The organism is Phormidium sp. FACHB-592 (assembly GCF_014695795.1).
Classification (GTDB): Bacteria; Cyanobacteriota; Cyanobacteriia; order Leptolyngbyales; family Leptolyngbyaceae; genus Stenomitos.
Genome location: NZ_JACJOZ010000103.1, coordinates 170,487 through 194,589 on the forward strand (window position 1 = coordinate 170,487; position 24,103 = coordinate 194,589).

The following is a 24,103-nucleotide window of genomic DNA, read 5'->3' on the forward strand; positions in this document are numbered from 1 at the left end:
TCTGAATACAACTTTGGATGTTGAACGCACATTTTTGTGCAGTAACTCCAGCTTAACTTCAAGCTAGATAAGGAGCTTCTCAAGAAAGAATTGAACCTTTGGTGGGGTAGGTTTAGCCAAGATTGAACGGTCTAGCTCGTCAACCAGTGGTAAAACGTGCCCCTACGAATACTTTGTTTTTCAGAGATTAGCTAAGAGAGCGATCGTAGCCGCGCCTTGTAAGCAACGGTATCGAGTCCTGCCCCGTTCTCCATTGCTGGATTGATTGACTGCTTTAAGCGAGCTACGCGGTCAGATGTGGCTGGGTGAGTACTCAAGAACGTTGGTGTAGAAGACTGTCTCAACAGCTTGCTCATAAAGGCGGGTGCTGCAGACTGGGCATAGCCTGCCCGTCCTAACATACTGAGACCGGCTTGATCGGCTTCAAACTCAGCATTACGGCTATGGGGACGGCTCAGTGCCAACGTGGTTCCTAGATTAATAATGGTGTTGCGATTGACATTTGCCAGTGTTGCGACCCCCCGTAACGTGGCTTCTTCTTTCAATTGATTCACTAGATGCCGCCGTACAATATGACCTGTCTCATGCCCAATAACACTGGCAAGCTGGGCTTCATTGTCAGCTGCCTGCATGAGCCCAGTAGTGATATAGACAAAGCCGCCCATTGTTGCAAAGGCGTTAACGCTTTTATCTTCCACAATTTGATACGTATATGGAATTTGCGTTCGTTCGCTTTGAGCTGCTAGCCGCTGACCAATTTGGTTCACGTACTGATTAAGCTCAGCACCGCGATAGAGCCGAAAACGGCGTGTAATCGTTTGCTCGTTCATCTGCTTACCAATTGCCACTTCTTGTTGGTCAGAAAGTTTGGCAAGCTGGATTACCTGTATGCCACTTGGAATGATGCGAATGAGATCACCTAGCGAAAAAGCTCTAACCAGCAGCGGTTGCCCGACCCATACGCTAAGCGCAACAAGAACCGAGAGTAAGGGGTAAACCCAGCGAGAAGAGCGGCGCAAGAAAAGTTCAGAGAGCTTCAGCATGGCTAGAGGATGGCGGTGAAAAGGATTAAGGTCATGGATCGCGAACCTGTTCATCTGAATATCGGCTCCACTAACACGTTAGTCAATAAGTGAAGCAGTGATATCCTTAAAAGAGGCGATCGCTGTATCAGCTTGAAAATGAAGAGCGTTAAAACGCTAAAAAATGTACGACTGGCAGCAACAAAGGCTTATCCCAGGCACTTACTCAAAGATTCCCCGAATGGTAACGATCGTGTACTTTATGACCGTCAAAGCTCCGTTTTGTTCCTTAATTTATTCCTTAAACGGCTAGCAGACCGTAGCCTGAAGCGCTAGAGTGAAAGGTATGGGCGATAACAGTACTAGCTATAAGATTGTCAGCGATAACCGTCAGGCTCGCTATCTCTACGAAATTCTGGAAACCTACGAGGCAGGCATCGAGCTGATGGGCACGGAGGTTAAATCTATTCGGGCAGGTAAAGTTAACCTGAGAGATGGCTTTGCGCTTATTCGCAAGGGCGAAGTGTTGCTGATGAATGTGCAAATCTCGCCGCACCAAACCACTAGTCAAGCGTTTAACCATGAGCCGACTCGCACCCGCAAGCTGTTGCTGCACCGGGAAGAAATCCGCAAACTGATCGGTAAGGTTGAACAGCAGGGGTTAACGCTGGTACCGCTCAAGATGTACATGAAGCGTGGTTGGGTCAAGATCGATCTGGCGCTAGTGAAAGGTAAGAAGCTGCATGACAAGCGCGAAGACATTAAAAAACGCGAAGACCAACGCACAATGCAGCGCGCTTTGAAGAATTTCTAAACGCGCACTTCGGTTTTTGATACGTCTTCTTTCGTTTCAGTGGGCAGAGTGTAGTAGCTGGCAATGAGGGCAATCATTAACCACCAGAGCGTATTGATTTGGGGACGATACCAGACGGTATCAACCAAGCCGTGACTCAGCAGACCGACCAGCGTTGCGATCGCGCCCATGAGCCAAAACCCATCTAAATCTCTAGTTGCGCGTAGCCGCTGAAGCTGTTGCCAACCAATATTGAACGTGACTAACAGGAGCCAAACAAAACAGGTCAGTCCAATAATGCCCGTTTCAACTGCAATTTCGAGTGGAATGGAGTAGGCGCTAAGGGCACTGAAGCGAGGGCGCTGATAGTAGGGATAAATACTGTTAAAGGCAACGTTACCAGGACCAATGCCCAGAATGGGTCGATCTCTAATCATTTCTAGTACCGACATCCAAACGTTGATGCGGAAGTTATTGCTGCTGTCTTGGCGTCCAACAAAAACGGTGCTGGCGCGATCGCGGAGCGGTGCTACTAGCAAAACTGCTAAAACAATGACTGCAATACTTGCCCCCAGGACAGTAGGTAAGGCGAATGTACGCCAAAAGCGCGGTAGATAGACACTCCACCAGTGGAGCAGTAAGACCAACAGGATAAAAATCATCGCGGCAAAACCAATCCAACCGCCCCGACTACCCGTGTAGTAAAGGCAAGCGGAGTTAGCGATCACCATTGTAATTGCTAGCAGTTTTGGTCCCTTGCGCCGCCAAACAAAGAAGGCGACAAGACTTAGCGCGATCGCTGGCAACAGATAAGCTGCCAGTAAATTAGGATTGCCTAGATAGCTATAAACGCGAGGCTCTTTAGCAGAAGGAGAGGTTGGATCAACCCACGTAGCTAGAGCCTTTACGCCAAAGGTTTTCTGCTGAATGCCGTAACAACTGACAAGCAGCGCTGCATGAAGATAAATGCCTGTTACCCAGGAACGGACGCGGGGCGATCGCAAGACCCGTGCCATCAGTGCAAATAAAATCAGGTACAGGGTGAGTTTGCTTAACCCAGTGAATGCCGCCCGTTTGACCGGAGACAACGCGGTGGCAGCGGCTGAAACGCCCCAGTACAGCACCACCATAAAGTGAATCGGTGTTGCCAGGGGAGAACGGCTGGGATTTAGCCAATTTTGCCAGCGCTGAGGCGATCGTGTTGTTTCCGCCTGATTCCCCACAGCTTGCTCACTGCTATCGTCACCATCTGACAGCGTTAGCAGTACCCAAAAACCTGCACAAGCAGCCAGCAATACTGCTAGAGAACTCTTGTCATCTGAAACAAAGGGAGCGATCGCAAAGACTAAACAGACAAACGCGGCTCCTATAAAATCGCCCCACTGGAGCATAAAGCTACTTTGTCGCCAGCGCCTCAACGGGCGCAGCAGACCATGCAGGTAGCTGGCACTCCTCCACTGATGCAGCGACAGAGTTGATAGCGTTAATTGGTGCCAGAGCGGCAGAGCTGATAGCGTCAATTGGTGCCAGAGCGATAGAGTCAATAGCGTCAATTGGTGCCAGAGGGATTTCATATACGCGCCATAAGTCGGGATAGTCTCTGGCTTATTTTAGGGGAGAAGGTGGAAGTTTTGAGTTCTGAGTTTTGAATCACACTCTGCACCGTCACGCTAGGGACTTTGAACTTAGGAGAAAAAATAAATGTGTATGGCATTGAACAGCAGCAAAAACGGGAAACGATCGCGCTGGACTGGTAGTTATCTCAAGGAAGGAGCGATCGACCAAGCATTTTTTCTACAATAGAAAGGAGATCGGTAGCACCCCAATCTGAAAAATTGGTGTGAATCAACTTCTTACTCCTGTACACCCTTTCGCCTCACACTTCACATGGAGCAGCACAATGGCACAACGACTCAAGCGATGGGAGTCTCCCCGACGCGAAGGACGAAATGATAAAGGTAAAGGTGGCACCGCCCGTCAACGTCAACGCCGCAAGCAATTTCAAGCACTGCGGAAAAAGCTGAAAGAACAATCTGACCAACATAACCAAAAACGGGGAAGCAATGATGCTTCCCCGTTTTTTAAAGCAGGCTAACGGTAAAGATTAGCCATGTTTTAGCAGTCCATTAAAGTACAAAGATTAAGCTGAAATTAGCCGTCTCAGTTAACCAACGAGTTCCTTGACTTTAGCGATAATGCCGTCTGGGTCGATGCCCTGGTGGGGATACTGTTCCCATAGACCGCCAGAGCCTTCTTTGTGAGTGCCAAGGTGGGCATATTTTGGGGTCAAGCCACGCTCCAACAGCCAGGTGCCAAAGCGGCTGCCTAGACCTGTTTTGCGGTTAAAGGCTTCTACTACTAGCACAAAGGGGGTTGCGCCGATCTTGGCGATCGTCGCTTCATCCACCACGTTTAGCGTCGGTTTGTTGATCAAACCCACGTCAATGCCTTCCTGCTTCAGACGATGTACTGCATCGAGGGCGCGGTACAAGCCATCACCAAAGCTAACAATGTAGCCAGCGGTGCCTTCTCGCACAACTTCATCCTTGCCCGACACAAATGTATAGCCTTCACCATACAAATCTTTGGCATCAGCATCAAGAATGTTAGGCGTTTTGGAGCGAGTAGAGAAGATGAATCGCAGCCCTGGATCGTTAAACACACTTGCAACAACAGCTTTCATTTGACCCGCATCAGCAGGGAAGTAAAGGCGAGTTTCGTAGCCATCATCCAAACCGTTATCAGCAAAAAAGTTGTTGATACCAAAGTGGCAGGTATTATCTGCCATGTCATCAATGCCAGAGTGGGAGAAGTGGCAGAGCAGGTTGGAGTAGTTCAACCGCGCCATCGTAATTTCGGAAATGCACATTTCTAAAAAGGCAGCGAAGGTGGCGAAAATGCCCTGCTTGCCTTTTTCCATGCCGAAGCCTGCTGCCGCAGAAATGTTGCCCCGCTCCATAATGCCGGAAGGAATGAAGACTTCGGGATGGGCGTCGTGAATTTTTTTCAGACCACAGGAGCCTTCCAAATCGCTGTCAATGACAACAACGTTGGCTTTGCGATCGGCTTCACTCATGCCATCCAGGACTGCATTTACTGCATCACCAAACACGTTGCGGTTAGAGTCCCACTTGTCGCCCGCACCGATGAATTTGTAAGGGTTCTTGGGTGTTTCAATCGCCTTCAAAAAGTCTACTGCTGCCGTCAAACCGCGCTTCTCCAGGTAGGCGATCGCCAGCTTAACCGAGATCACGTCATGCCCATGAGTGGAGCCTTCCAACCCTTCAATGCCAACGGACATAGGGCGCTTGTTGACCACGGCGATCGGTCCGGGCGTTGTCACCGCTTCGATAATCCGAGCGTACAGATCGTCCAGATCTTCGCCATCACCTTCCAAAACCTTGAGTCCATGACCCGCCAGGGTTTTAGCAACTGTAAAGCCAGGAAGGTATTTGGAGGGATGTCCGGCGATCGTCACGTCGTTGTCGTCAATGAGCAGCTTGACGTTGAGATGCTGGGCAACCGCTAACCGTGCTGCTTCCGCATCGTTACCTTCTTGCTGAGAGCCATCCGAGCCAAGACAGAAGACAGTCTTGCCAGGGTTCGCCATTGCCACACCATTCACATAGGGCCACATATGACCCAGACGACCAGAGCTAAACTTCACACCAGGGGTCAGTCCCAGTTCTGGGTGCCCAGGCAGGTGAGAATTTGCTTCTCGATAATGGGCTAGCTGTTCCGCAGGCAGATCACCGTTCAAAGTGGCGATAAGGTATTGAGTGGCAACACGGTGCCCCGCTTCGTCAAAGAAAATCGGCACAAACTGATCAGGGGCACTCTGAAAGAGAGCGTGCAAGATCATGACTTCGGGCACAGTATCGTAGGGTCCGCCGGTATGACCACCCACACCCCTCGCAGCACCCGTAGCGGTGAAAAAGATGATCGCGTCACGGCAAAGCTGAATATTAGCTCGGAGAGTCTCTTTTTGTTCGGCGGTCAGGGTTTTGTTGGCAGGATCTAGCGTCAGCGGCTTATAGGCACCGAGGTCGATCGGGAAGCGGGTAGTCGTTGTCGTCATAGGTTAGATCCTGAATAGGGCAATGTGAGGCAAACGAGCACGAAGTTCAACAGAGCAAAAGCAAAGACTACCACTAGAGAGACTAGCGATATTTTTTGAATGCCAAAGTAACGTTATGTCCACCAAATCCAAAAGAATTGGACAGTGCTACGTTTACTATCTGCTCACGGCTGTGATGAGGCACGTAGTCCAGGTCACAATCGGGGTCAGGGTTCTCGAGATTGATAGTGGGGGGAACGCGATCATTTGCCACAGCCATCACTGCTGCCACCGCTTCAATGCCACCAGAGCCACCCAGAAGATGTCCTGTCATCGATTTAGTCGAACTGACAGTAATCTTGTAAGCGTGGTCGCCCAGCACCTTTTTCATTGCTGCCGTCTCAGTCGAGTCGTTGGCTGGCGTGCTAGTACCATGAGCGTTGATATAGCTCACCTGGTCAGGCGTAAGGTTAGCGTCTTTCAACGCGAGAGAAATCGCTCGTGCAGCACCCTCGCCACCGGGAACCGGAGAGGTAATGTGGTACGCATCACAGGTGGCACCGTAGCCGACAATTTCAGCGTAGATACGGGCACCTCTTGCCAGAGCGTGTTCCAGTTCTTCGAGAATCAAAATGCCGCTGCCTTCACCAAGCACGAAACCATCTCGGCTTTTGTCAAAGGGACGGCTGGCATGGGCTGGATCGTCATTGCGAGTAGACATAGCTTTACAGGCGGCAAAGCCAGCGACGGAGAGAGACGTGACAGCAGCTTCAGTGCCGCCGCAAATCATTGCCTGAGCATAACCGTTTTGCACAAGCCGAAAGGCATCGCCGATCGCATTTGACCCCGCAGCACAGGCCGTTACAGAGCAGGAGTTGGGTCCCTTTGCGCCTGTATGAATAGCGGTCAATCCTGCTGCCATATTGGCAATCATCATTGGAATCATGAAGGGGCTACAGCGATCGGGTCCCTTCGTCAGGTTAATTTCTTGCTGATCTTCCAGCACTTTCAGCCCGCCAATGCCAGTGCCAATCAACACGCCAACTTGTTCTGCATTTAGATCGTTGATGACAAACTGGGCATCGGCGATCGCCTGCTTGCTAGCAGACACGCCAAATTGGGCAAACCGATCCATTCGCTTGGCTTCTTTACGATCCATGTAAGCGTGCGGATCAAACCCTTTCACTTCTCCAGCAATGCGACACTCATGCCGAGACGCATCAAAAAGCGTAATGGGACCAATGCCATTCTGTCCGCTTAACAAGCCGTCCCAGTAAGCAGTTAAGGTATTTCCGATTGGTGTAATCGCGCCGAGTCCTGTAACGACAACGCGCTTACGGTCACTATTTGTCATGGCTTCAACGATAGGGGTCGATACCCAGAATGCAGAACAAAGAAACACAAAAACAGTGAAGAGGCTTCAGGTTTTAGTAAGAGGTTTCAGTGAACAGACTTCTGCCATTAATTCTTCAATGACTCTCAGAATCAACGATTAGAATAGAGCTTTGCTGTTCACTGTTCACTTCCTACTGTACCTAAGCTGACGCTGAGACCTTATTGCTGATGTAGTCTACAGCAGATTTGACAGTAGCAATCTCTTCTGCCGCTTCATCGGGAATTTCGATCTCAAATTCTTCTTCCAGTGCCATGACCAACTCGACGGTATCAAGGGAATCGGCTCCTAGATCGTTGGCAAAGCTAGCTTCTGGCTTGACTTCACTGATTTCAACACCTAGCTGATCAGCCACAATCTTCTGGACTTTCTCAAAAATTTCTGTCTCGGTGGTCATAAGCTTCCTCAATCAATGCAGCGGCAACGTTATCTTTTTCGAAATGCTTGAACGCTTAGTAAATGGTAATCCGAGCGGTTTAAGACTCGTACTGCCCCTTTGAGCAATTACAAACATTTCCTGATCTTATCTGAAAGCGCGATCGTCCGAATCATTCCCAGACGCTTTCCTAAGTGACTCTGAAAATGAAGGCACACCAGTCAAGGGACAAAAAACAGGAAGACAGTTGTGTCGAAACGCCACTCTAGCAACCATTAAGGGCATACTGAGGCTGCTTTCTTAGTAGTCGCAAAGCATCCTCGGTGGTCCCTAAAAAGACAATGATCGTTAAGAACGTGCAAAATATCTTAGTAGCTCGTCAGTTTTGGTAAAAGGGGTTGTGCTTCCCCCATACTCTACAAATTTTCGGTTCAGCACTCTTTGGTTGCGCACATCGATCGAACGTTCGCATCGAATACCTCTTTACATCCGGCTCCCCACACTCTACCCCCACCGACTATGCCATCGTTACCGCTCAGATACGCTTACTTTCCTGGTTGTGTTGCTCAAGGCGCTTGTCGCGAACTATATCAATCAACGCAAGCACTGACTCAGGCATTAGGCATCGAACTTGTCGAGCTTAAAAAAGCATCCTGCTGTGGTTCTGGCACCTTTAAGGAAGATTCGCAGTTCTTGGAAGATACCGTCAACGCCCGCAATATCGCGCTGGCAGAGTCGTTAAACTTGCCGCTGCTGACCCATTGCAGCACCTGTCAAGGCGTAATCGGACACGTAGATGAGCGTCTTAAGGAGCGTCAGACGAATGACCCTGCTTACGTCGATCGCATCAACGGGTTGCTTCAGCAGGAAGGCTGTTCGCTTTATAAAGGCAGTACCGACGTTACACACTTGCTCTGGGCGATCGTCGGCGACTATGGCTTAGAAGCGCTGGCTCAAAAAGTTACTCGTAAGCTTGAGGGGCTGAAATGCGCTGCCTTCTATGGCTGCTATTTGCTGCGCGCTCAGGACCATCTACCCTTTGACGACCCCTTCAATCCCCAGTCAATGGAGAACGTGTTTCGGACGATCGGCGCGACACCCGTCGACTATCGCGGACGGACTCAATGCTGTGGGTGGCCGCTCTCCAGCTATGCCACAGACCAATCTTTTAAGATGGCAGGAATGCACATCCAGGAGGCGATCGCGCAAGGTGCTGACTGTATCGTGACGCCCTGTCCTCTCTGCCACCTGAACCTCGATTCACGTCAACCGGAAGTCGAAAAAGTGATTGGGCAAAAACTGGGGCTACCCGTGCTGCATCTGCCACAACTGATCGCCCTGGCGCTTGGCATTGAGCCAAAACAGCTTGGACTCGATCGTCATATCGTTTCGACGCGATCAGTGTTGGAGAAATTGAGGTTGCAATAAGCAAGTAAACAAAACCGCATCGTACGACGCTTAAATCCGTAGCAAGTGAGTCGATCCTTAAGTTAAGACTATGCCAGTGCTACTGAGTGGTTCTTCCCTGTTACGTTGTGATGTAGCAGGGAAGAGCCGCCACAAGATTTTGAGACTCAAAGCGTTGTAATGCAAGAAAGTAGAGCTGGTAGAAATCTAAGTCAGGATTGTAGAAAACAACACACATCTTTGGATCTCCTTCATCGTTGGATCTCCTTTTTGTTAATCGGTATTGTAGCTTTGGGTGGCTGCAAGAATACTTCAGTAGATGATATCGAACTTAACCTAAAACAACTCCCCCCGCACAACGGTGTTCCACAGTTTGAAGGAACAGTTTTAAATACAGGGAAAAGCGAGATTGATAAGGTCTTTGTGAGAATTATGATCTACAACATGAGCATTACTCCTAAAGAACTCAGCAACAGCAAACTAATGGCTTTCCGATCCATTAAAAATCTGAAACCTGGTGAATCTAGGAACGTAACCATACCATTGAGCATAGACAGTTTCTGCCTTGCCGAGTTTCCCAAAAACTATAAAGGCGAAGAGTATACAGTATATTTGGGAGAACATTATTGGTGGAATATTAAAGCTTTAGATCAAACAAGCTTTGATATTCTTTCCAAGCAGCTTCACTGTAAGACCTGGAAGCCGAGTTAGCCATCGAGCTGCTTTTGCCACGCCAGTCGAGCAGCACCGACCATACCTGCCTGATTGCCTAGTTCTGCCCGCAGCAGTTGTAGCCCAGAACGAGAGCTAGGCAGCACGCGACGTTCAATTTCTGCTAACACGGCTGGAAAGAACAGATCGGCACTGGCGCTAACACCACCCCCAATGACGATCGCCTCTGGGGTCAGCACATAAATTAAACTTGCCAGTCCTGCGCCCAGATCGCGTCCATAGTCGTGCCAGAACGCCAATGCCTTGGCATCGCCTGCTGCTGCCAGTTTGCTTAATTTGTCTGGTTCCATACCTGTTCGTCGTCGGATTGCCTGCACCGAGGCGTATTGCTCCAGAGAACCGTGATTACCGCTGTTGCAAACGGGACCGTCGGCGTTAATTGTAATCAAACCTAATTCACCAGCCGCGCCATGGTGTCCTGTAAACAGCCTGCCATCGAGAATAATTGCGCCACCAACGCCTGTGCCCAGCGTCAGCAGGATGGAATGGCGATACCAGCGACCGGCTCCTAGCCACGCCTCGCCTAAACCGGCACAGTTAGCATCGTTAGCGATCGCAGTAGGGCAGCCTGTTTTCGTTTCGAGCCAGTCTGCCAGTGGAATATCGTGCCAGTCAGGGAGGTTGATGGCAATCCGGGCAATGCGTCCAGTGGCATCGGTGGGACCAGGTGTACCCACCCCGATCGCGTTTGCTTGGCGCTTTGGATCCACCTGGGCGATCGCCTCGACCATAGCAGTCAATACAGCGTCTGGTGTGGCAGGCTGAGGCGTGGGCACAGTCAACGACTGCAAACAATTGCCATCATGGCTAAACCGTCCAAGCTTGATGGCGCTGCCGCCCAGATCAATGCCCAAAACCTGTTCCAGAGCCTGAGCCGGAAGGTTCTTTTCAGCAGCGTCTATGCCCATAACGAATTGTGAATGCTTTCTAAAATAGCTAGTCAGCAATTCTAGAGGAATTTAAGAACGTTTTGAAATTGTGAGCAGATTTTTGATCGCTGGCTTGGTGCTAGTTAAGAAGCGTTTTAGAAACTTTGCCACCCTGAAACTGCTTCTGTGCTACTCAAAAGACAGGTTTTTGCTTTCATAATCCTGTTCCTTTAAGGTTTTAATGATGCAGCCAAGCTGCTTGCGAATCGTTAGCGTTTGCTTTGCCATCCTACTGTCTGTTGTTGCTTGGAAGGTTGCTACCTGCAAGCGATCGCTTCCAATACGCCTACCGAACTAGCTAAAGCGATCGAGCAGAATATCCGCTCGTTGGTTTAAGTCCCAACACTCTGTCTCTGGATGCGGTGGTAGTTTAAAACAATAGCGATCGCGCAATCAGCTCATACCAGACTCAATGTGGTCAATAACTTAGCAGGAGTCAGACGGCGGTACGATACGTTTGCTCTTTTTCTCTGATGCTGTTTTTCGCTGCCTCAGGCACGCTGTAGTTGCTATGCCATACTCGATCGCCCAGCTAAATCAAATGAGTCAGGATGCTTTTGTAGCAACTCTGGGAGCAGTGTTTGAGGCTACACCGACCATTGCTAGAGAAGCCTGGACACAGCGCCCGTTTACAGATATCACAGACCTGTACCAGGCGATGATCGATGTGGTAAATGCCATGACGCAGGCTGAACGGCTAACGTTGATTCGGGCACATCCCGACTTGGGCAGCAAGGCAAAAATGGCGGATGCCTCAGTGGAAGAGCAGGCAGGCGCAGGGTTAGATCGACTGACGGTAGAGGAATACGATCGCTTCCATACGCTTAATCAAGCCTACAAAGAAAAGTTTGGCTTCCCGTTTATCATCGCCGTCAAACTGCATACTAAAGCCAGCATTCTAGAAGCGTTCGATCGACGCTTGCACCATACGCCTGAGGCGGAAGTCAAGCAAGCGCTGACTGAAATTACGCAGATTGCCCGCTTGCGTCTAGCGACGTTGCTGACAGAGACCTGAAGCGATCAGTCTGCAAGAAGCGATCAGTCTGTAAACAGAAAAGACCTGACAGGGAGCTGCCAGGTCTCAGACCGTTTGTACCTGAAGTACTTGATCGATGCTTTCAGAATAGGAGTTGTGGGCGACGACACCTTCCTCTGCACAGGCTACCGCATCAGGTGATTTTCCGCTCACCCTGTTGGATGAGTGTTAAGCGCTCAGTCAAACTCTAGCGACCACAGTTCACTAATCAACAACTCCCAGCCAGGGAGTAAATCGGGAACGGTTAACACATCGCCATCCTGCAAAGTAACAGGTGTCTGAAGCGATCGCCGCACCTCCATTCAGCGCTGCTCTGGATTAATCAGAATCCCTACTTTGGTGCCTGCTTCTAAAAACACGTCAATCTTCTCTCGCAGTTTCGTCAAGCTGTCTGTCCGTAGGCGACTTCACTTCTACCATCAAATCGGGCGCTAGTTCTGCAAAGTTACGAGGGCTACGACGCAACCGCTCTGCCTGCACAAACGACACATCAGGCGCACGAGTACCGGCATTTGGCAAATTAAACCCAGCACTCGACCCAGTGATCGGTCCTAGCTTACGGGGTCTAACCCAGTTGCGTAGCTGTGCGCTGAATTCAGATGCAACCTCGTCGGATTCGTAGCCTAATGGACTCATGACAATAACTTCTCCAGCCACCAAGTCCAAACGGTGGTCAGGGATTCACTCCTGTATTTTTTCCAGATCCTTAACAGTGAGAGCCATAACGCCTCCAGAGAGACTTCAGTTACTTCAATCTTGCCATGCTTGTTAGTAGTCAGTAATCAGCAGTCAGCATTGAGTTTAAGGCTGAAGGTTGACAGACAGAAATCAAGACATAACTTCGCAAGCAAACGTGCGTCTTGTGATGCATTTTGGCAGGGTCGATCGCGGTACACTCGCATCCAAAGCACTCAGCTTTAGAACACTCAGGCACTTGCTCATTCAACCTTCTCTATGCCAGAACATTATCCCCGCGACATGGTGGGCTATGGACAACACACCCCCGATCCCAAATGGCAAAAGCAGGCGCGGGTTGCCGTGCAGTTTGTCATTAACTATGAGGAAGGGGGCGAAACCTGCATTCTGCATGGTGATGATGCCTCAGAAACGTTTTTGTCTGAGATTGTCGGCGCAGTGCCGCTTCATGGCATCCGACACATGAATATGGAGTCATGTTACGAGTACGGTAGTCGATCGGGCTTTTGGCGACTGCATCGCATGTTTACGCAGCGCAAAATTCCTGTCACGGTCTATGGTGTGGCAATGGCACTAGAGCGAAATCCCGAAGCGGTGGCTGCCATGCTAGAAGCAGACTGGGAAATTGCTAGCCACGGCTACCGCTGGATTGACTACAAATATTTTGGTGAAGCGGCAGAGCGAGAGCATTTGCAGAAAGCGATCGACCTGCACACAAAGGTCACGGGCGATCGTCCCCTCGGTTGGTATACGGGCAGAACCAGCCCCCATACGCGCCGACTGGTTGTAGAAGAAGGCAGTTTTCTCTACGATGCCGATAGTTACGGTGATGATTTGCCCTACTGGGTGCATGACTATGGCAAGCCTCACCTGGTCATTCCCTACACCCTGGATAACAACGATATGCGCTTTGCCAGCGTTCAGGGCTTCAACTCAGGCGATCAGTTTTTTGCCTATCTGCGCGATGCCTTTGATGTACTCTATGCCGAAGGTGACACCGCACCAAAAATGATGAGCGTTGGGCTGCATTGCCGTTTAGTAGGACGACCGGGACGCGCTGCATCGTTAGCCAGATTTCTGGATTACATACAAAAACACGATCGCGTTTGGCTCTGCCGCCGCCTTGATATTGCCCGCCACTGGCATGAACACCACCAGCCATGAGGAAAGTGCAGATGGGAGGGGCAATTGTACTCTCCTATCTGCGCTTATCCGTTTAGTCTCCTAAATAGATATTCAGTCCCCGTGCCGTTTTTACCAGCGTGCCTTCAGGATTCACGGCGGCATAGTGCAAAATCGCTTCACGGATCGACACACTCCTGACGTGCCGATTCTGCCACGTGACCACGCAATCGTACTTTTCCTCCGCGATTAGATCCACGGCTGCTACGCCAAACGTCGCGCCAATGAGGCGATCGAGCGGTGAGGGTGTACCACCACGCTGAATATGACCTAAAACAGTCACGCGCGTTTCGGCATCAATGCGGCTACAAATTTGCTTCGAGAGATATTGACCAATGCCACCCAACCGACACTGCTCCACATCAGAATCCAGCGTGACCGACTCACCCGCTTCGGTGCGAACCGCTTCTGCCACAATCACCAGGCAATAGTTTTTGCCTGCTTCCTGACGTTGTTTAATTGCCTGACAAATCCCATTAATGGTGTAAGGAATTTCGGGAATCAAGATAATATCGGCTCCGCCTGCAATACCTGCACTGATGGCAATATGCCCTGCATCCCGTCCCATCACCTCTAAAATCATGACACGGCTATGGCTGGCAGCAGTAAAGTGCAAGCGATCGAGCGCTTCTGTCGCGATGCTGACTGCCGTATCAAAGCCGATCGACAACTCGGTGACTCCCACATCATTGTCAATGGTTTTGGGAATACCAACCAAATTCAAATTGCCCTGCTGCGCCAGCCGTTGCAGAATCGCCAGACTGCCATCGCCGCCAATGCCAATGAGCGCATCCAAGCCGAGCAAACGATAGCCTTCAATGATTTCATGGGAACGATCGCGCAGGCTGCCATCTGGCAGCGGAAACGCAAAGGGGTTGCCCTTATTCGTGGTGCCCAGCATCGTGCCACCCGCCGTTAAAAACGGGTCTACTTTGTCAGGTGTGAGACTACTTGCGAGGGGTGGACGCACCATCAACCCCTGCGTCGCCTGACGAATGCCCAACACTTCCCAGCCGTAGGTATTGAATGCGTGATGCACAACCGCACGAATGACGGCATTCAAACCAGCACAATCCCCACCACTCGTCAAAATGCCAATTCGTTTTTGAGTTCCCATAAGTTATTTAGCCAGAGTTAGAAGCGGTCTGGAAAAATGCGTGAAGCGTTCACATCACCTCGATCGCAGAGAAGCTACTCAGCTCAAAATCCTTAACAAGACAGAATCGGCGAGGGGACGGAACATGCGCACGAGAAGACACACAACCCGTTTGCTCTGGATTGAGAGCAGACTAAGCCATGTTGCTGATGTCACTACAAAGTGGTTCACTCACAGCGCCAGCAGCCTCGCAAACACTGTGAAGCCGCAAACGTTGGAGTAATTTAAGAAGTCGTCTTTGACTTTACCCTTTTGTGGGAACGAAAAAACTTAAGAAGGTTTAAGGACTGGTTTGCTTATTACTAGCGTCCAGCGATCGCGCTAGAGCATAAATGTTGGGTTTCGCAGTCTCGATTCAATTATGATGAGGGGCGATCGTACTCATCTTTTGTTGCTTTGATTCACGAGTATGAATGATATGAACCTTCGTCAAAAAACACTTACTAAAAGTCAAGACTCATCATTCACTTAATCGTCTTTCCAGGGCTTGGGTTAACGCCTCAATTAGGTCGGCATCTGATAAGGTCAGCAACGCTTGCTGCTGATCACCATTGAAATCAATGGCATTAGCGATAAACCAACCTAACTCTCTTGGGTTCGTGAGAGATGCTACTCTCTCTGCATAGAAATGGTGGAACTGAATGCGCTCTTGGTAGGTGGCATTTTTGTCTGCGTAGTCGGCAAACAGTTGCTTCAGACGAGTGATCGCACATAGGTCAACAGAGACAGGAGGTGGTTCATAAGGTTCGACCTCGACCCAGAGATCTTCTTCTTTTTCAAACACTCGATTCAACCGTACTAGCCGCGTTCCCACGCCCTGCAAGTAGTCATAGTCATACCGCTGTAAGCGCTCCATGTGGTAGCTATAGATCAAGTAGCACATATTTCTACTGGGCATCTGGCTGACACTGAACAATGTCCCGATCGCTTGCTCGTCAATAGAGTAACTGATGACCATTTGCCCATCTACAACCTCAAAGGGTGCATCCGGTTCAAGAGAAAATTTTTGTTCTATGCCTGGAAAGATCACTTCATGCCAGTACAAAAGTGGATATACAGGGGCAAGGGGTTCCGTGTACTCCTCATTTGTGAGCCAAGCTGCTTCAGGTAAGTCACTGTCTTCAAACGTGTAAAGAATAGGATCTAGGTCTGGAATGGATGTAGGTGGAACAATCTCTTCCAAACTCGCTACAGACTGAAGCTCGACAACATACGTGGTCAAGGCTTGAGGTGTTGAATACCCGTTCTCATCCATAGCGCCCGGTTCCTCAAACCAGGCAATGGCATACACTGTGGCTCGATAATCACCATTCGGTAACGTAATCCAGGCATCGTCAGAAGAGTAACACTCCTCCGGGTTAATTTGGTTTACCTCTGGTACAGCCCAACCACCATCTAGATAGAGGCGACCATGCAACACTCGCAGTCGAAATGCCGCTGTTTTTCTGACATAGGTTTGCTCGCGCTCGGTCAAGCCCCGATTCGTAAAGCGAATTTTGAAACCGCCATCTTTACCAGTACTGACCGCAACTAAACTGCCAGCCGCAAACTCCTTGCTTACGGCAAAATCTTCAATCCACCAACTAGGGGGAGCATGCCAACGGTGGGCCAGATCTTCTGGATGAAAGAGAAACCACTTAGCAACATCAGTACCGCCAGAGAGTTCAAAATTAAGCTCATTGCTCATTGAAGGCTTAACTCCTATGCAAAACGCTTCTAGAAGTACCTAGACTCTTATGATTTGTAGGACGGGTGGCGAAGTGTAACTCATACTTCTTAGAGTGTGTAACTCATACTTCTTAGAGTATTAATGCATTACGTTAGAGCAACGCATCGTACATTAAATTAGCAAGCAAGAAGCTCGATCGCACTATAGGAAAGGGCTGAGCAGCCGTAATGGGAAAGCCGTCAGCGCTCAGTACAAAATGGGATGTACTAAATGCTAACGGCTTAAAAAGTCCTCAGACTTGCTATTAAGGTTCTACTGAAACTATTATTTGGTCTCTAGTAGCTCAACGTCGAACAAAAGAGTAGCGTTGGGAGGAATAACACCACCTGCCCCACGCGCACCATAGCCCAACTCGGAGGGAATGGTGAGCTGACGACGACCGCCGACTTTCATGCTGCCAACACCTTCATCCCAGCCTTTAATCACTTGTCCAACACCAATCTTGAATTTGAATGGTTGGTTGCGATCGCGCGAACTATCAAACTTCGTGCCATCTTCCAGCGTGCCAGTGTAATGCACCGTCACTGTTTGACCAGACTTTGGTGAGTCGCCCGACCCTTCCACCAAATCAACGTACTTCAAGCCAGAGGGCGTTGTAGTAGAAACCTTGTCTCCAGTTTCTTTCGGTGTAGGTGAAGTTGAAGCATCTGCCATGAGTGTGGGTGCAGCCGAGGCGCTGCTTTGAGGGTTAACAGTGGCTGGCACTTGGGATGCAGCCAGTTCGCTGGACTGCTTTACTTGCAGAGGCTGTGCTAGCGCGGCATCTTGCTTGCCACCAATTTGAGACACAACCAGCACGACTACACAAGCAACCATAACGCCCAGGCTGACTAAAATTTCCTTCAAAATGATCCTCCTGTTCAAACAGTAGTGTGCAGCGATTAGCATTGAGTGAGCGCGATCGACAGACGAATGCCGACGTTTGCTCACTTTACACCGCTCATTGTACAAGGATTCAGGTGGTAGAAGCCCTGGATGAGTGCCGTAGATCTTGGAGATATTGCGCGAGTTTGATGTCAAAAAAGGTGCTGCCGCCGGTCTCCCCTGCTAATACCTCAAACGGTAGATTTGGCTCTCCCAGATGATCAACAACTAGCGACGCGCCTGTAAAGTCTTGCTTCTGAGTATAGTCATTAACCGTAATTACGGTGGCTAGGTCTGCCTGTCGCGATGACTGCAAGCCTGCGTGGGAGTCTTCAAACGCTAAACAAACGTGAGGTTCAAGTTGCAGTGCCTTTAGCGCATAGTCGTAAATATCCGGTGCGGGCTTTTTGGCAGGCACAATGTCACCGGCTGCAATGACCTCAAACCAGTCAAGGCTATCGGCACCAAGTGCTGTTTGTAAAAGAGCCGTCACGTTAGCTGGCGTAGTGGTGGTAGCGATCGCCAACCTTAGTCCAGCCTCGCGCGCGTCCTGAAGCAACCGTTTCACACCAGGGCGTAGCGGCACCACATTTTCCTCAATAAGCTGCGTGTAGTGTGCTGTCTTAGCTTTGTGTAAGCCTGCGATCCACTCCCGTCGATCGCCCGGTGGCTCAAAGTCTGGATGGTCAGTCGTTAAGTACTGTTGAATCCGCTCCTTGCCGCCCGTCACCGCTAGCAATTCGCCATAGCGTTCAACTGACCACTCCCAGTCCAAACCAGCTTCAGCAAACGCCCGATTAAAGGCAACGCGATGCCCGTCTCTCTCGGTGTCTGCCAACGTACCATCAACATCAAAAATGAGCGCTTGAAGTTTAGACATGAAGATCTCAGTAAAGTGAGGATATCTTAGATGTGCTGCTGCCTGGCTACCAATGCCGCCTAATCTTTGTTGAGCGGCGTATCATCTGCTGGTTTTAGCGCCGCTTCATCCGTCGGTAGGGGACGGGGATGTAGCACAGTTTCCGTAATCACAGGTGGAGCATAATCATCAGTTGGCTGCTGACCATCTAACGAAGGAGACAGGCGCTTTTGATGCTTTACGCCCCATTGATCCATTACGTCTTCGATCAAAACCCGACGAATCCAGATCTGGCTGACGACTGTAAGCGGCAGCGCTAACGCCAAGCCCAAAAAACCAAAAACTGTTGCAAAAAAGACCTGTGCTAACAAGCTCGCGGCAGGCAATAAAGAAACCTGCTGCGCCATGACAAACGGAGTCAGCAGATTACTTTCAAACTGCTGAATTGCAATGTAGAGAATAAAAACAAAGAGCGATTTAATGGGTGAGTCCAGAAGAGCGGTTGCCATCGGCAATACGACGCTTAAGGTTGGACCAATGTTGGGAATGAAGTTGAGTAAACCCGCTAAAATGCCCTGTGCTAGCGCAGCTTTGACACCCAATAATGCCAGTCCAGTACTGCTGAGGACGGCAACAACGCTCATACTAATGAGTGCACCGACAATCCACCGACCCAGTGAAGACTCGCACTCTTTAAGAATGTAATCGATTCGCTGACGATAGAACGCTGGAAACAGACGGATGAAGCCACGTCGATACGCTGTTGGATTAATTAACAGCATCAGTCCTAAAATCAACACTAGCAAGATGTTGACCACCGCTCCCAGTGAGCTAGAGAAGAAAGCAAACGAACTGCCAAGTAGTCGATTGATATACGGCTGAATCTGTGCACCCAAGCTGTCAAGATTAGGCAGGTAAGGGCTGAACGTACTGGGCACCATGCGAATGAGATTGTTCGTCCAGCCATTCAGGCGATCGACCCCTGCTGGCACCAGCACAATCAACTCCTGAAACTGATTGGCGAACGATGGCACAATCAGCAGAAAGAAGCCAACCAGAACAGCAACAAAGCAACCAACGGAGAGCAAGACTGCTACCGATCGCCGCATTCCAGCCTGTTGAAAGCGTCGCGACAGCAGATTTAAGCTATTTGCCAGCACGACAGCGGCAAACACCAGCAGCAGCACTTGACGGATTTGCCAGACGATATAGAGGCAGACCACCAGCGCTAAAAAACCAATCCATTGACCCAAGTTCACCGCACACTCCACATGAAAGGGGCAGAAATTTTTAGCCATTAATGAGCCAGAGCAGGTAAGCCCACTCAATGCTCAGTCTTCATCCCTTAACCTTTGTAAGTTCGGCTTTCGCTTACGGCGGCAGCCTTCATCCCCTTTCGCTCTCGCTGCCAACGCCAGCCAAGCGTAAATGCGGCGATCGTGGCGGGTAGCCAGACCGCAAGGAGTGCATTCGTTGTTGTCGGAGCAAGGGACAGCGCTGGGGCACCATATTTGATAGCGATCGCTAGCGCTGTAGAGAACACCAAAACCTTACCAATCAATCCAATCATTGCTAGTGGCAATTCATTGCTAACGGCACACACTGGCGGCAATAACCCAACATCACAAAACTAGTCTGGCAATGAGAGGCATACCGTTAAAACGATCAAGGGGATGATTGCATCAAGTATCAACTGCTTTGAGGTTTGGTGCGTACTGCTCGTACAATCTTTCACCTTAGCAGTCATTTTGCTTACAGCCCGAATTATTTCTCTAGAATCACGTGCTCTTAGCATTCAGGTCGGCTATTGCTCAACCGACTTGATGATGATGCGCCAAATCTGGGCATTCTACCGTTGAAGTTATGAGTGCCCTTAATAAAGCAAGGCGCTCATACCAAAGCTGACAAGTCACCGTGTGTTTTCGTGAGGATTCTTATGCTAGAAGTGCTACAAAGTTTTCTTAATCCACAGGGGTTTGTTGCACATGGGCACTGCTATCTTTGGCAGCCGGAGTTAGTCTGGCTGCATGTGATCAGCGACGGCGCGATCGCGCTTGCTTATTTCTCCATTCCTGTGACGCTAGTTTACTTTGTTTCTAAAAGCAAAGACATTCCTTTCAACTGGATTTTTTGGCTGTTTGGTGCCTTCATCATTGCCTGCGGTGCTGGGCACATCATGGATATTTGGACAATCTGGCATCCAACGTACTGGGTAGCGGGCGCAATCAAAGCCTGCACTGCACTTATCTCGGTCATTACAGCGCTAGAACTCATTCCGCTGGTGCCCAAAGTGTTGGCGTTGCCCAGCCCGGCTCAGTTGGAGGCTGCAAACCAGGAGCTAGAGCGAACAGTCAGCCAGCTTCAGCAAGCACAGTTACAGCTTATTCAAACCGAAAAGATGTCTGGACTGGGGCAGCTAGTTGCAGGCGTTGCTCATGAGATTAATAATCCGGTCAATTTTATTCACGGCAATCTAATACATACGACAGAGTATACGCACGAGTTGCTGCGGCTTTTGCAGACCTATCAGGAGGCGTACCCCCAACCCACAGCAAACGTGCAAAGTGCGATCGCTAGCAGCGATTTAGAGTTTCTCAATGAAGATTTGCCGAAAATGCTGTCATCCATGAAAGTTGGCACTGATCGAATTCGTCAATTGGTGCAGTCGCTCCGCACTTTTGCACAGTTAGACGAGACTCAAAAAAGGCCTGTCAATATTCATGAAGGTATTGACAGTACCCTTATGCTTTTGCAGAGCCACCTGAAGTCAAAGTCCGATCGTCCTGGTATTCAAGTGGTCAAAGCCTACGGCGATCTGCCTCTAGTAGAGTGCTATGGGGGGCAGCTCAACCAGGTTTTTATGAATCTCCTTAGCAATGCGATCGATGCACTCGTAGCTGAAACAAAGTTTTCACAGACAGTCAAGCCTTTTTTACCAACAATTCGTATTCAGACAAGACAAGAGACTGGCTGGCTGCTGATCGAGATTGCTGATAATGGAACAGGCATACCAGAGCCTGTAAGACATCACATCTTTGATCCTTTTTTCACCACTAAAGCAGTCGGCAAGGGCACTGGGCTGGGCTTGTCAATTAGCCATCAAATTGTCGTCGAAAAACACGGTGGACATCTGCATTGCGCGTCTACAGCAGGGCAAGGGACGACATTTCAGATTAAAATTCCTGTGCAATCGCTAGAGTATGGGGTTTCCCCAGCCGTTTTTGCCTAAAAAGGAACAATTTGTAGCAAGTGCAAGCGAATCTGTGTTACCTTTGTCAGCGGTGTTCAAGTTAATACACCTCGCGGGTTGCTAGCTCAGTGGTAGAGCATTCGGCTTTTAACCGACTGGTCCCGGGTTCGAATCCCGGGCAACCCATTTAAACAAGCGTGCCCTAAACAACATAGTTAACGCTTTCTAAGACGTTATCGACGTTGCACGCTAACTCTCGCTCTCTGGCAAAGGTGCCTCTCGAAGTGGTTCACTCACTGAAACGGTAGCGACTAACGGTAGCGACGCTACAGGCTCCACTGCTGGCACGATCCATTGGCTAGCTTGACTAAGCGCGTAAAACCCACCGCAGAGCAAGAGACGATCGCCTGCCTGTAAATCGCTTTTGCCATCGGGGAAGCGGATAAATTTCCCTTCTCGACGAATTGCCTGAATCAAAACACCAAACTGCCGTCGAATATGTAGCTCTGAAAGAGTCTTACCAACAACCCTGCTAGTTTCGGGCACTAGCAGCCACTGACAGGAAGCGTTTTCAGTCGGAACAGCGGCTTCTCCTTTTGCCAGTTCGTCAAAGGCAGCAAGCTCGGTCGTTTCTCCTACAACCAGTAGTCGATCGCCTGCTTGAAGGGCAGTTTTAGCATCGGGGTAATCTAGCTCTTCACCATCGACTCGCTGAATTGCCATCAGGCTCACCCCTGTCAAGCGACGCAAGTCGGTTTCTTCTACCGTCATGCCAATCAGGGGCGAATTGGTTGGGAGAGGATACCACCGATTATTCATGTCCTGAGTTGCTTCTTTAAGCTCCCGCGATACCTGATAAGAGGGCTTTTCCGATCGCAACCCCAAGTAGTGAGAACTGCGAATCTGCCCCACTTCTCGTTGGATGACAGGTAGCGGTATACCAATACCAGTCAGCAAATGGGAGGATAGCTCTAAACTTGCCTCAAAGTCTGGTTGCACCACTTCTTTGGCACCCAACTGGTAGAGCAGTTCCAAATCTTTATCCTGAGTTGCCCGCACGACTACATCCAGGTCTGGAGCTAGCTCCAGAGAGCGTTTGAGGCAAAGCCGGGTACTCATAGGGTCTGGTAGGGCGATCGCCATACCCTGCGCCGTCTGCACCCCAGCCTTCTCCAGCACATGCAGGCTGGCAGCGTTGCCGTAAACGTAGGGAATGCCAACCTCTCGCATCGCTTGAATACGGCGCTCAGACTGGTCAATCACAATCACGGGGTAGCTATGTTCGCGCAAAAGTTGCACGATGTTTCGTCCGACCTGACCATAACCACAGACGACAACATGGTTTTGCGTCGGTAGATCATCTGCAACTGCAAGGGCAACGTCTGTACGTTCTAAATACTTTTGGAGCCACGGAAGCGATTCTGCCCAGGCAAAAAGCTGTGGGATCAACCGCAGAATGAAGGGAGTCAGCACCAGTGTGACGGCAGTTGTACCCAGTACCAGCAAGTAGACGCGGCGCGACACCAACCCCAGCGACAGCCCTTCACTTGCCAGCACAAAGGAGAACTCCCCGATTTGAGCCAACCCCAGCCCGGCGATGAGTGCTGTTTTGAGCGGATAGCGGAAGAGAAGTACTAACGGCGTGACAATCAGAAATTTGCCGACAAAGACCAGCGCCACCAGACCCAGAATCAACTCCAGGTTATGCCATAGAAAAACGGGATCAATTAGCATCCCGATCGTGGCAAAAAAGAGGCAAGCAAAAATGTCGCGCAGGGGTTCGACGTAATTCAGCGTCTGATCAGCATACTCAACCTCTGAAATCATCAGCCCTGCAACAAACGCACCCATCTCGATCGATAGCCCCAGGTGCTCCGTCAGCAGCGCAATGCCCAGACAAATAGCAACCACACCAAGCAGAAACAATTCCTTACTTTCTGTGCGTGCCAGCAACCGCAACAACGGCGGAATGACCCAAATGCCAGCAATCACTGCGCCTAAGCCTAAAAGCCCTGTTTGCAGCAGTGCCCAACCAATTGCGATGCCAATTTCTTCTACAGGTTTATCAAGGGCAGGCAGCACCGCCAGCATCAGACCCAACGCCAGATCTTGCACGACCAGAATGCCCAACATCACCTGACCATGCGGCGTTGCTGTTTCATTCCGCTCCATCAGGCACTTGAGCACTACAGCCGTTGAGGAGAGAGACAGGGTTGCGCCCAAAAATACGCCCTGAGCAGGTGATGTCACCCACCCCATGCCCAGTGAGACTAGCGCTGTAATGACGATCGTCAACACGATCTGCAAGCCGCCTCCACCGAGGCTAATACCTTTTACCTTTCTTAGTTCTGAGAAAGAGAACTCTACACCCAAGGCAAACAGTAGGAAAGCCACACCAAATTGCGCCAGCGTTTCTACCTGGATGAGTTCTTTAATTAACCCCAGTCCGGCAGGACCCACAATCATGCCCGCCAGCAAATACCCCAGCAGAATCGGCTGCCGCAACACTGCCGCTAGAATACCGCCTGCTGCCGCTGCCGCCAGCACCGTGACCAAATCAACAATCAGTCTAAAGTCTTCTTGCACGGCAGCTTAAATGTTAAAAAACGTATCGACTCTCTCATCAGAATACAAACTTTTGGGGATGAGCGGGGAACGGCTAGAGAGAAAATTTGCGGTACG

The 24,103-nt window shown here is 50.0% G+C and carries 22 protein-coding genes and 1 tRNA gene; 8 read left to right on the top strand and 15 right to left on the bottom strand.

The annotated features are described in order from the left end of the window. Positions 1–191 precede the first annotated feature (191 nt). Entirely contained in the window at positions 192–1,043 is an 852-nt protein-coding gene (locus H6F86_RS27495) for a M48 family metallopeptidase (RefSeq protein ID WP_190454358.1), read from the bottom strand. 325 nt (positions 1,044–1,368) lie between these two features. Between H6F86_RS27495 and smpB the strand changes: the two genes are divergently transcribed. After that, positions 1,369–1,836: an SsrA-binding protein SmpB gene (smpB, locus tag H6F86_RS27500; protein WP_190453405.1), complete on the top strand. Its 468-nt coding sequence runs from the start codon at positions 1,369–1,371 to the stop codon at positions 1,834–1,836. Here the strand turns inward: smpB and H6F86_RS27505 are convergent. Then, a complete protein-coding gene (locus tag H6F86_RS27505) occupies positions 1,833–3,389 on the bottom strand; it encodes an IctB family putative bicarbonate transporter (protein ID WP_190453408.1) in 1,557 nt (518 codons plus the stop codon). The two genes, smpB and H6F86_RS27505, sit on opposite strands and share 4 nt — an antisense overlap. A 326-nt stretch (positions 3,390–3,715) precedes the next feature. On the opposite strand from H6F86_RS27505, the gene H6F86_RS27510 reads away from it, so the two are divergent. Next, positions 3,716–3,910, top strand: a complete 195-nt coding sequence (locus tag H6F86_RS27510) for a hypothetical protein (RefSeq protein ID WP_190453411.1) — start codon at positions 3,716–3,718, stop codon at positions 3,908–3,910. A 69-nt stretch (positions 3,911–3,979) separates the two neighbouring features. Here the strand turns inward: H6F86_RS27510 and H6F86_RS27515 are convergent, their stop codons facing one another. The 3 genes from H6F86_RS27515 to acpP all read right to left on the bottom strand — a co-directional run bounded on the left by H6F86_RS27515 (position 3,980) and on the right by acpP (position 7,662). After that, on the bottom strand, positions 3,980–5,893 hold the full coding sequence (locus H6F86_RS27515; RefSeq protein WP_190453414.1) for a transketolase C-terminal domain-containing protein: 1,914 nt from the start codon (positions 5,891–5,893) through the stop codon (positions 3,980–3,982). Positions 5,894–5,975: 82 nt separating this feature from the next. Continuing rightward, positions 5,976–7,226 carry a beta-ketoacyl-ACP synthase II gene (gene fabF / locus H6F86_RS27520; RefSeq protein ID WP_190453417.1) on the bottom strand — a complete coding sequence of 417 codons (1,251 nt, stop codon included), beginning with the start codon at positions 7,224–7,226 and terminating at the stop codon, positions 5,976–5,978. A 181-nt stretch (positions 7,227–7,407) separates the two neighbouring features. Continuing rightward, entirely contained in the window at positions 7,408–7,662 is a 255-nt protein-coding gene (acpP, locus tag H6F86_RS27525; protein WP_190453420.1) for an acyl carrier protein, read from the bottom strand. A 498-nt stretch (positions 7,663–8,160) separates the two neighbouring features. On the opposite strand from acpP, the gene H6F86_RS27530 reads away from it, so the two are divergent. Continuing rightward, positions 8,161–9,069 carry a CoB--CoM heterodisulfide reductase iron-sulfur subunit B family protein gene (locus H6F86_RS27530; protein ID WP_190453423.1) on the top strand — a complete coding sequence of 303 codons (909 nt, stop codon included), beginning with the start codon at positions 8,161–8,163 and terminating at the stop codon, positions 9,067–9,069. Between the two features lie 159 nt (positions 9,070–9,228). After that, entirely contained in the window at positions 9,229–9,759 is a 531-nt protein-coding gene (locus H6F86_RS27535; RefSeq protein ID WP_206756117.1) for a hypothetical protein, read from the top strand. Here the strand turns inward: H6F86_RS27535 and H6F86_RS27540 are convergent. Further along, on the bottom strand, positions 9,756–10,688 hold the full coding sequence (locus tag H6F86_RS27540) for an ROK family protein (protein WP_190453430.1): 933 nt from the start codon (positions 10,686–10,688) through the stop codon (positions 9,756–9,758). The genes H6F86_RS27535 and H6F86_RS27540 overlap by 4 nt on opposite strands. A 532-nt stretch (positions 10,689–11,220) precedes the next feature. Between H6F86_RS27540 and uraD the strand changes: the two genes are divergently transcribed. Next, a complete protein-coding gene (uraD, locus tag H6F86_RS27545) occupies positions 11,221–11,724 on the top strand; it encodes a 2-oxo-4-hydroxy-4-carboxy-5-ureidoimidazoline decarboxylase (protein WP_190453433.1) in 504 nt (167 codons plus the stop codon). 197 nt (positions 11,725–11,921) lie between these two features. On the opposite strand, the gene H6F86_RS33250 is transcribed toward uraD, so the two are convergent. Continuing rightward, positions 11,922–12,047: a hypothetical protein gene (locus tag H6F86_RS33250; RefSeq protein ID WP_347241219.1), complete on the bottom strand. Its 126-nt coding sequence runs from the start codon at positions 12,045–12,047 to the stop codon at positions 11,922–11,924. 58 nt (positions 12,048–12,105) lie between these two features. Continuing rightward, the gene (locus tag H6F86_RS33255; RefSeq protein WP_347241221.1) at positions 12,106–12,381 is read right to left on the bottom strand and encodes a Uma2 family endonuclease; all 276 of its coding nucleotides are present in this window, start codon (positions 12,379–12,381) and stop codon (positions 12,106–12,108) included. Positions 12,382–12,699: 318 nt separating this feature from the next. Between H6F86_RS33255 and puuE the strand changes: the two genes are divergently transcribed. Continuing rightward, positions 12,700–13,605: an allantoinase PuuE gene (puuE, locus tag H6F86_RS27555; protein WP_190453436.1), complete on the top strand. Its 906-nt coding sequence runs from the start codon at positions 12,700–12,702 to the stop codon at positions 13,603–13,605. 52 nt (positions 13,606–13,657) lie between these two features. On the opposite strand, the gene H6F86_RS27560 is transcribed toward puuE, so the two are convergent. The 6 genes from H6F86_RS27560 to H6F86_RS27585 form a co-directional block, all read right to left on the bottom strand. Then, a complete protein-coding gene (locus H6F86_RS27560) occupies positions 13,658–14,740 on the bottom strand; it encodes an ATP-dependent 6-phosphofructokinase (protein ID WP_190453438.1) in 1,083 nt (360 codons plus the stop codon). Positions 14,741–15,239: 499 nt separating this feature from the next. Next, a complete protein-coding gene (locus H6F86_RS27565; protein ID WP_190453442.1) occupies positions 15,240–16,466 on the bottom strand; it encodes an LON peptidase substrate-binding domain-containing protein in 1,227 nt (408 codons plus the stop codon). A gap of 306 nt (positions 16,467–16,772) precedes the next feature. Beyond that, complete coding sequence (locus tag H6F86_RS27570) at positions 16,773–17,354, bottom strand: FKBP-type peptidyl-prolyl cis-trans isomerase (protein ID WP_190453443.1); 582 nt, start codon at positions 17,352–17,354, stop codon at positions 16,773–16,775. Positions 17,355–17,463: 109 nt separating this feature from the next. Further along, positions 17,464–18,252 carry an HAD family hydrolase gene (locus H6F86_RS27575; protein WP_190453446.1) on the bottom strand — a complete coding sequence of 263 codons (789 nt, stop codon included), beginning with the start codon at positions 18,250–18,252 and terminating at the stop codon, positions 17,464–17,466. A 59-nt stretch (positions 18,253–18,311) separates the two neighbouring features. After that, positions 18,312–19,529 carry an AI-2E family transporter gene (locus H6F86_RS27580; protein WP_199305543.1) on the bottom strand — a complete coding sequence of 406 codons (1,218 nt, stop codon included), beginning with the start codon at positions 19,527–19,529 and terminating at the stop codon, positions 18,312–18,314. Between the two features lie 47 nt (positions 19,530–19,576). Further along, positions 19,577–19,801: a hypothetical protein gene (locus tag H6F86_RS27585; protein ID WP_190453450.1), complete on the bottom strand. Its 225-nt coding sequence runs from the start codon at positions 19,799–19,801 to the stop codon at positions 19,577–19,579. A 366-nt stretch (positions 19,802–20,167) separates the two neighbouring features. Here H6F86_RS27585 and H6F86_RS27590 point away from each other — a divergent pair, with 366 nt between their 5' ends. Both H6F86_RS27590 and H6F86_RS27595 read left to right on the top strand, forming a co-directional pair. Continuing rightward, complete coding sequence (locus H6F86_RS27590; protein ID WP_190453452.1) at positions 20,168–21,460, top strand: ATP-binding protein; 1,293 nt, start codon at positions 20,168–20,170, stop codon at positions 21,458–21,460. Between the two features lie 75 nt (positions 21,461–21,535). Continuing rightward, positions 21,536–21,607 (top strand) — tRNA-Lys (locus H6F86_RS27595). A 63-nt stretch (positions 21,608–21,670) separates the two neighbouring features. On the opposite strand, the gene H6F86_RS27600 is transcribed toward H6F86_RS27595, so the two are convergent. Further along, the gene (locus H6F86_RS27600) at positions 21,671–24,007 is read right to left on the bottom strand and encodes a cation:proton antiporter (RefSeq protein ID WP_190453455.1); all 2,337 of its coding nucleotides are present in this window, start codon (positions 24,005–24,007) and stop codon (positions 21,671–21,673) included. Positions 24,008–24,103: the final 96 nt, after the last annotated feature.

Coding starts and splice junctions, on each gene's coding strand:
- H6F86_RS27495 (WP_190454358.1), bottom strand. CDS start 1,043: ATGCTGAAGCTCTCTGAACTTTTCTTGCGCCGCTCTTCTCGCTGGGTT.
- smpB (WP_190453405.1), top strand. CDS start 1,369: ATGGGCGATAACAGTACTAGCTATAAGATTGTCAGCGATAACCGTCAG.
- H6F86_RS27505 (WP_190453408.1), bottom strand. CDS start 3,389: ATGAAATCCCTCTGGCACCAATTGACGCTATTGACTCTATCGCTCTGG.
- H6F86_RS27510 (WP_190453411.1), top strand. CDS start 3,716: ATGGCACAACGACTCAAGCGATGGGAGTCTCCCCGACGCGAAGGACGA.
- H6F86_RS27515 (WP_190453414.1), bottom strand. CDS start 5,893: ATGACGACAACGACTACCCGCTTCCCGATCGACCTCGGTGCCTATAAG.
- fabF (WP_190453417.1), bottom strand. CDS start 7,226: ATGACAAATAGTGACCGTAAGCGCGTTGTCGTTACAGGACTCGGCGCG.
- acpP (WP_190453420.1), bottom strand. CDS start 7,662: ATGACCACCGAGACAGAAATTTTTGAGAAAGTCCAGAAGATTGTGGCT.
- H6F86_RS27530 (WP_190453423.1), top strand. CDS start 8,161: ATGCCATCGTTACCGCTCAGATACGCTTACTTTCCTGGTTGTGTTGCT.
- H6F86_RS27535 (WP_206756117.1), top strand. CDS start 9,229: ATGCAAGAAAGTAGAGCTGGTAGAAATCTAAGTCAGGATTGTAGAAAA.
- H6F86_RS27540 (WP_190453430.1), bottom strand. CDS start 10,688: ATGGGCATAGACGCTGCTGAAAAGAACCTTCCGGCTCAGGCTCTGGAA.
- uraD (WP_190453433.1), top strand. CDS start 11,221: ATGCCATACTCGATCGCCCAGCTAAATCAAATGAGTCAGGATGCTTTT.
- H6F86_RS33250 (WP_347241219.1), bottom strand. CDS start 12,047: ATGGAGGTGCGGCGATCGCTTCAGACACCTGTTACTTTGCAGGATGGC.
- H6F86_RS33255 (WP_347241221.1), bottom strand. CDS start 12,381: ATGAGTCCATTAGGCTACGAATCCGACGAGGTTGCATCTGAATTCAGC.
- puuE (WP_190453436.1), top strand. CDS start 12,700: ATGCCAGAACATTATCCCCGCGACATGGTGGGCTATGGACAACACACC.
- H6F86_RS27560 (WP_190453438.1), bottom strand. CDS start 14,740: ATGGGAACTCAAAAACGAATTGGCATTTTGACGAGTGGTGGGGATTGT.
- H6F86_RS27565 (WP_190453442.1), bottom strand. CDS start 16,466: ATGAGCAATGAGCTTAATTTTGAACTCTCTGGCGGTACTGATGTTGCT.
- H6F86_RS27575 (WP_190453446.1), bottom strand. CDS start 18,252: ATGTCTAAACTTCAAGCGCTCATTTTTGATGTTGATGGTACGTTGGCA.
- H6F86_RS27580 (WP_199305543.1), bottom strand. CDS start 19,529: ATGGCTAAAAATTTCTGCCCCTTTCATGTGGAGTGTGCGGTGAACTTG.
- H6F86_RS27585 (WP_190453450.1), bottom strand. CDS start 19,801: ATGATTGGATTGATTGGTAAGGTTTTGGTGTTCTCTACAGCGCTAGCG.
- H6F86_RS27590 (WP_190453452.1), top strand. CDS start 20,168: ATGCTAGAAGTGCTACAAAGTTTTCTTAATCCACAGGGGTTTGTTGCA.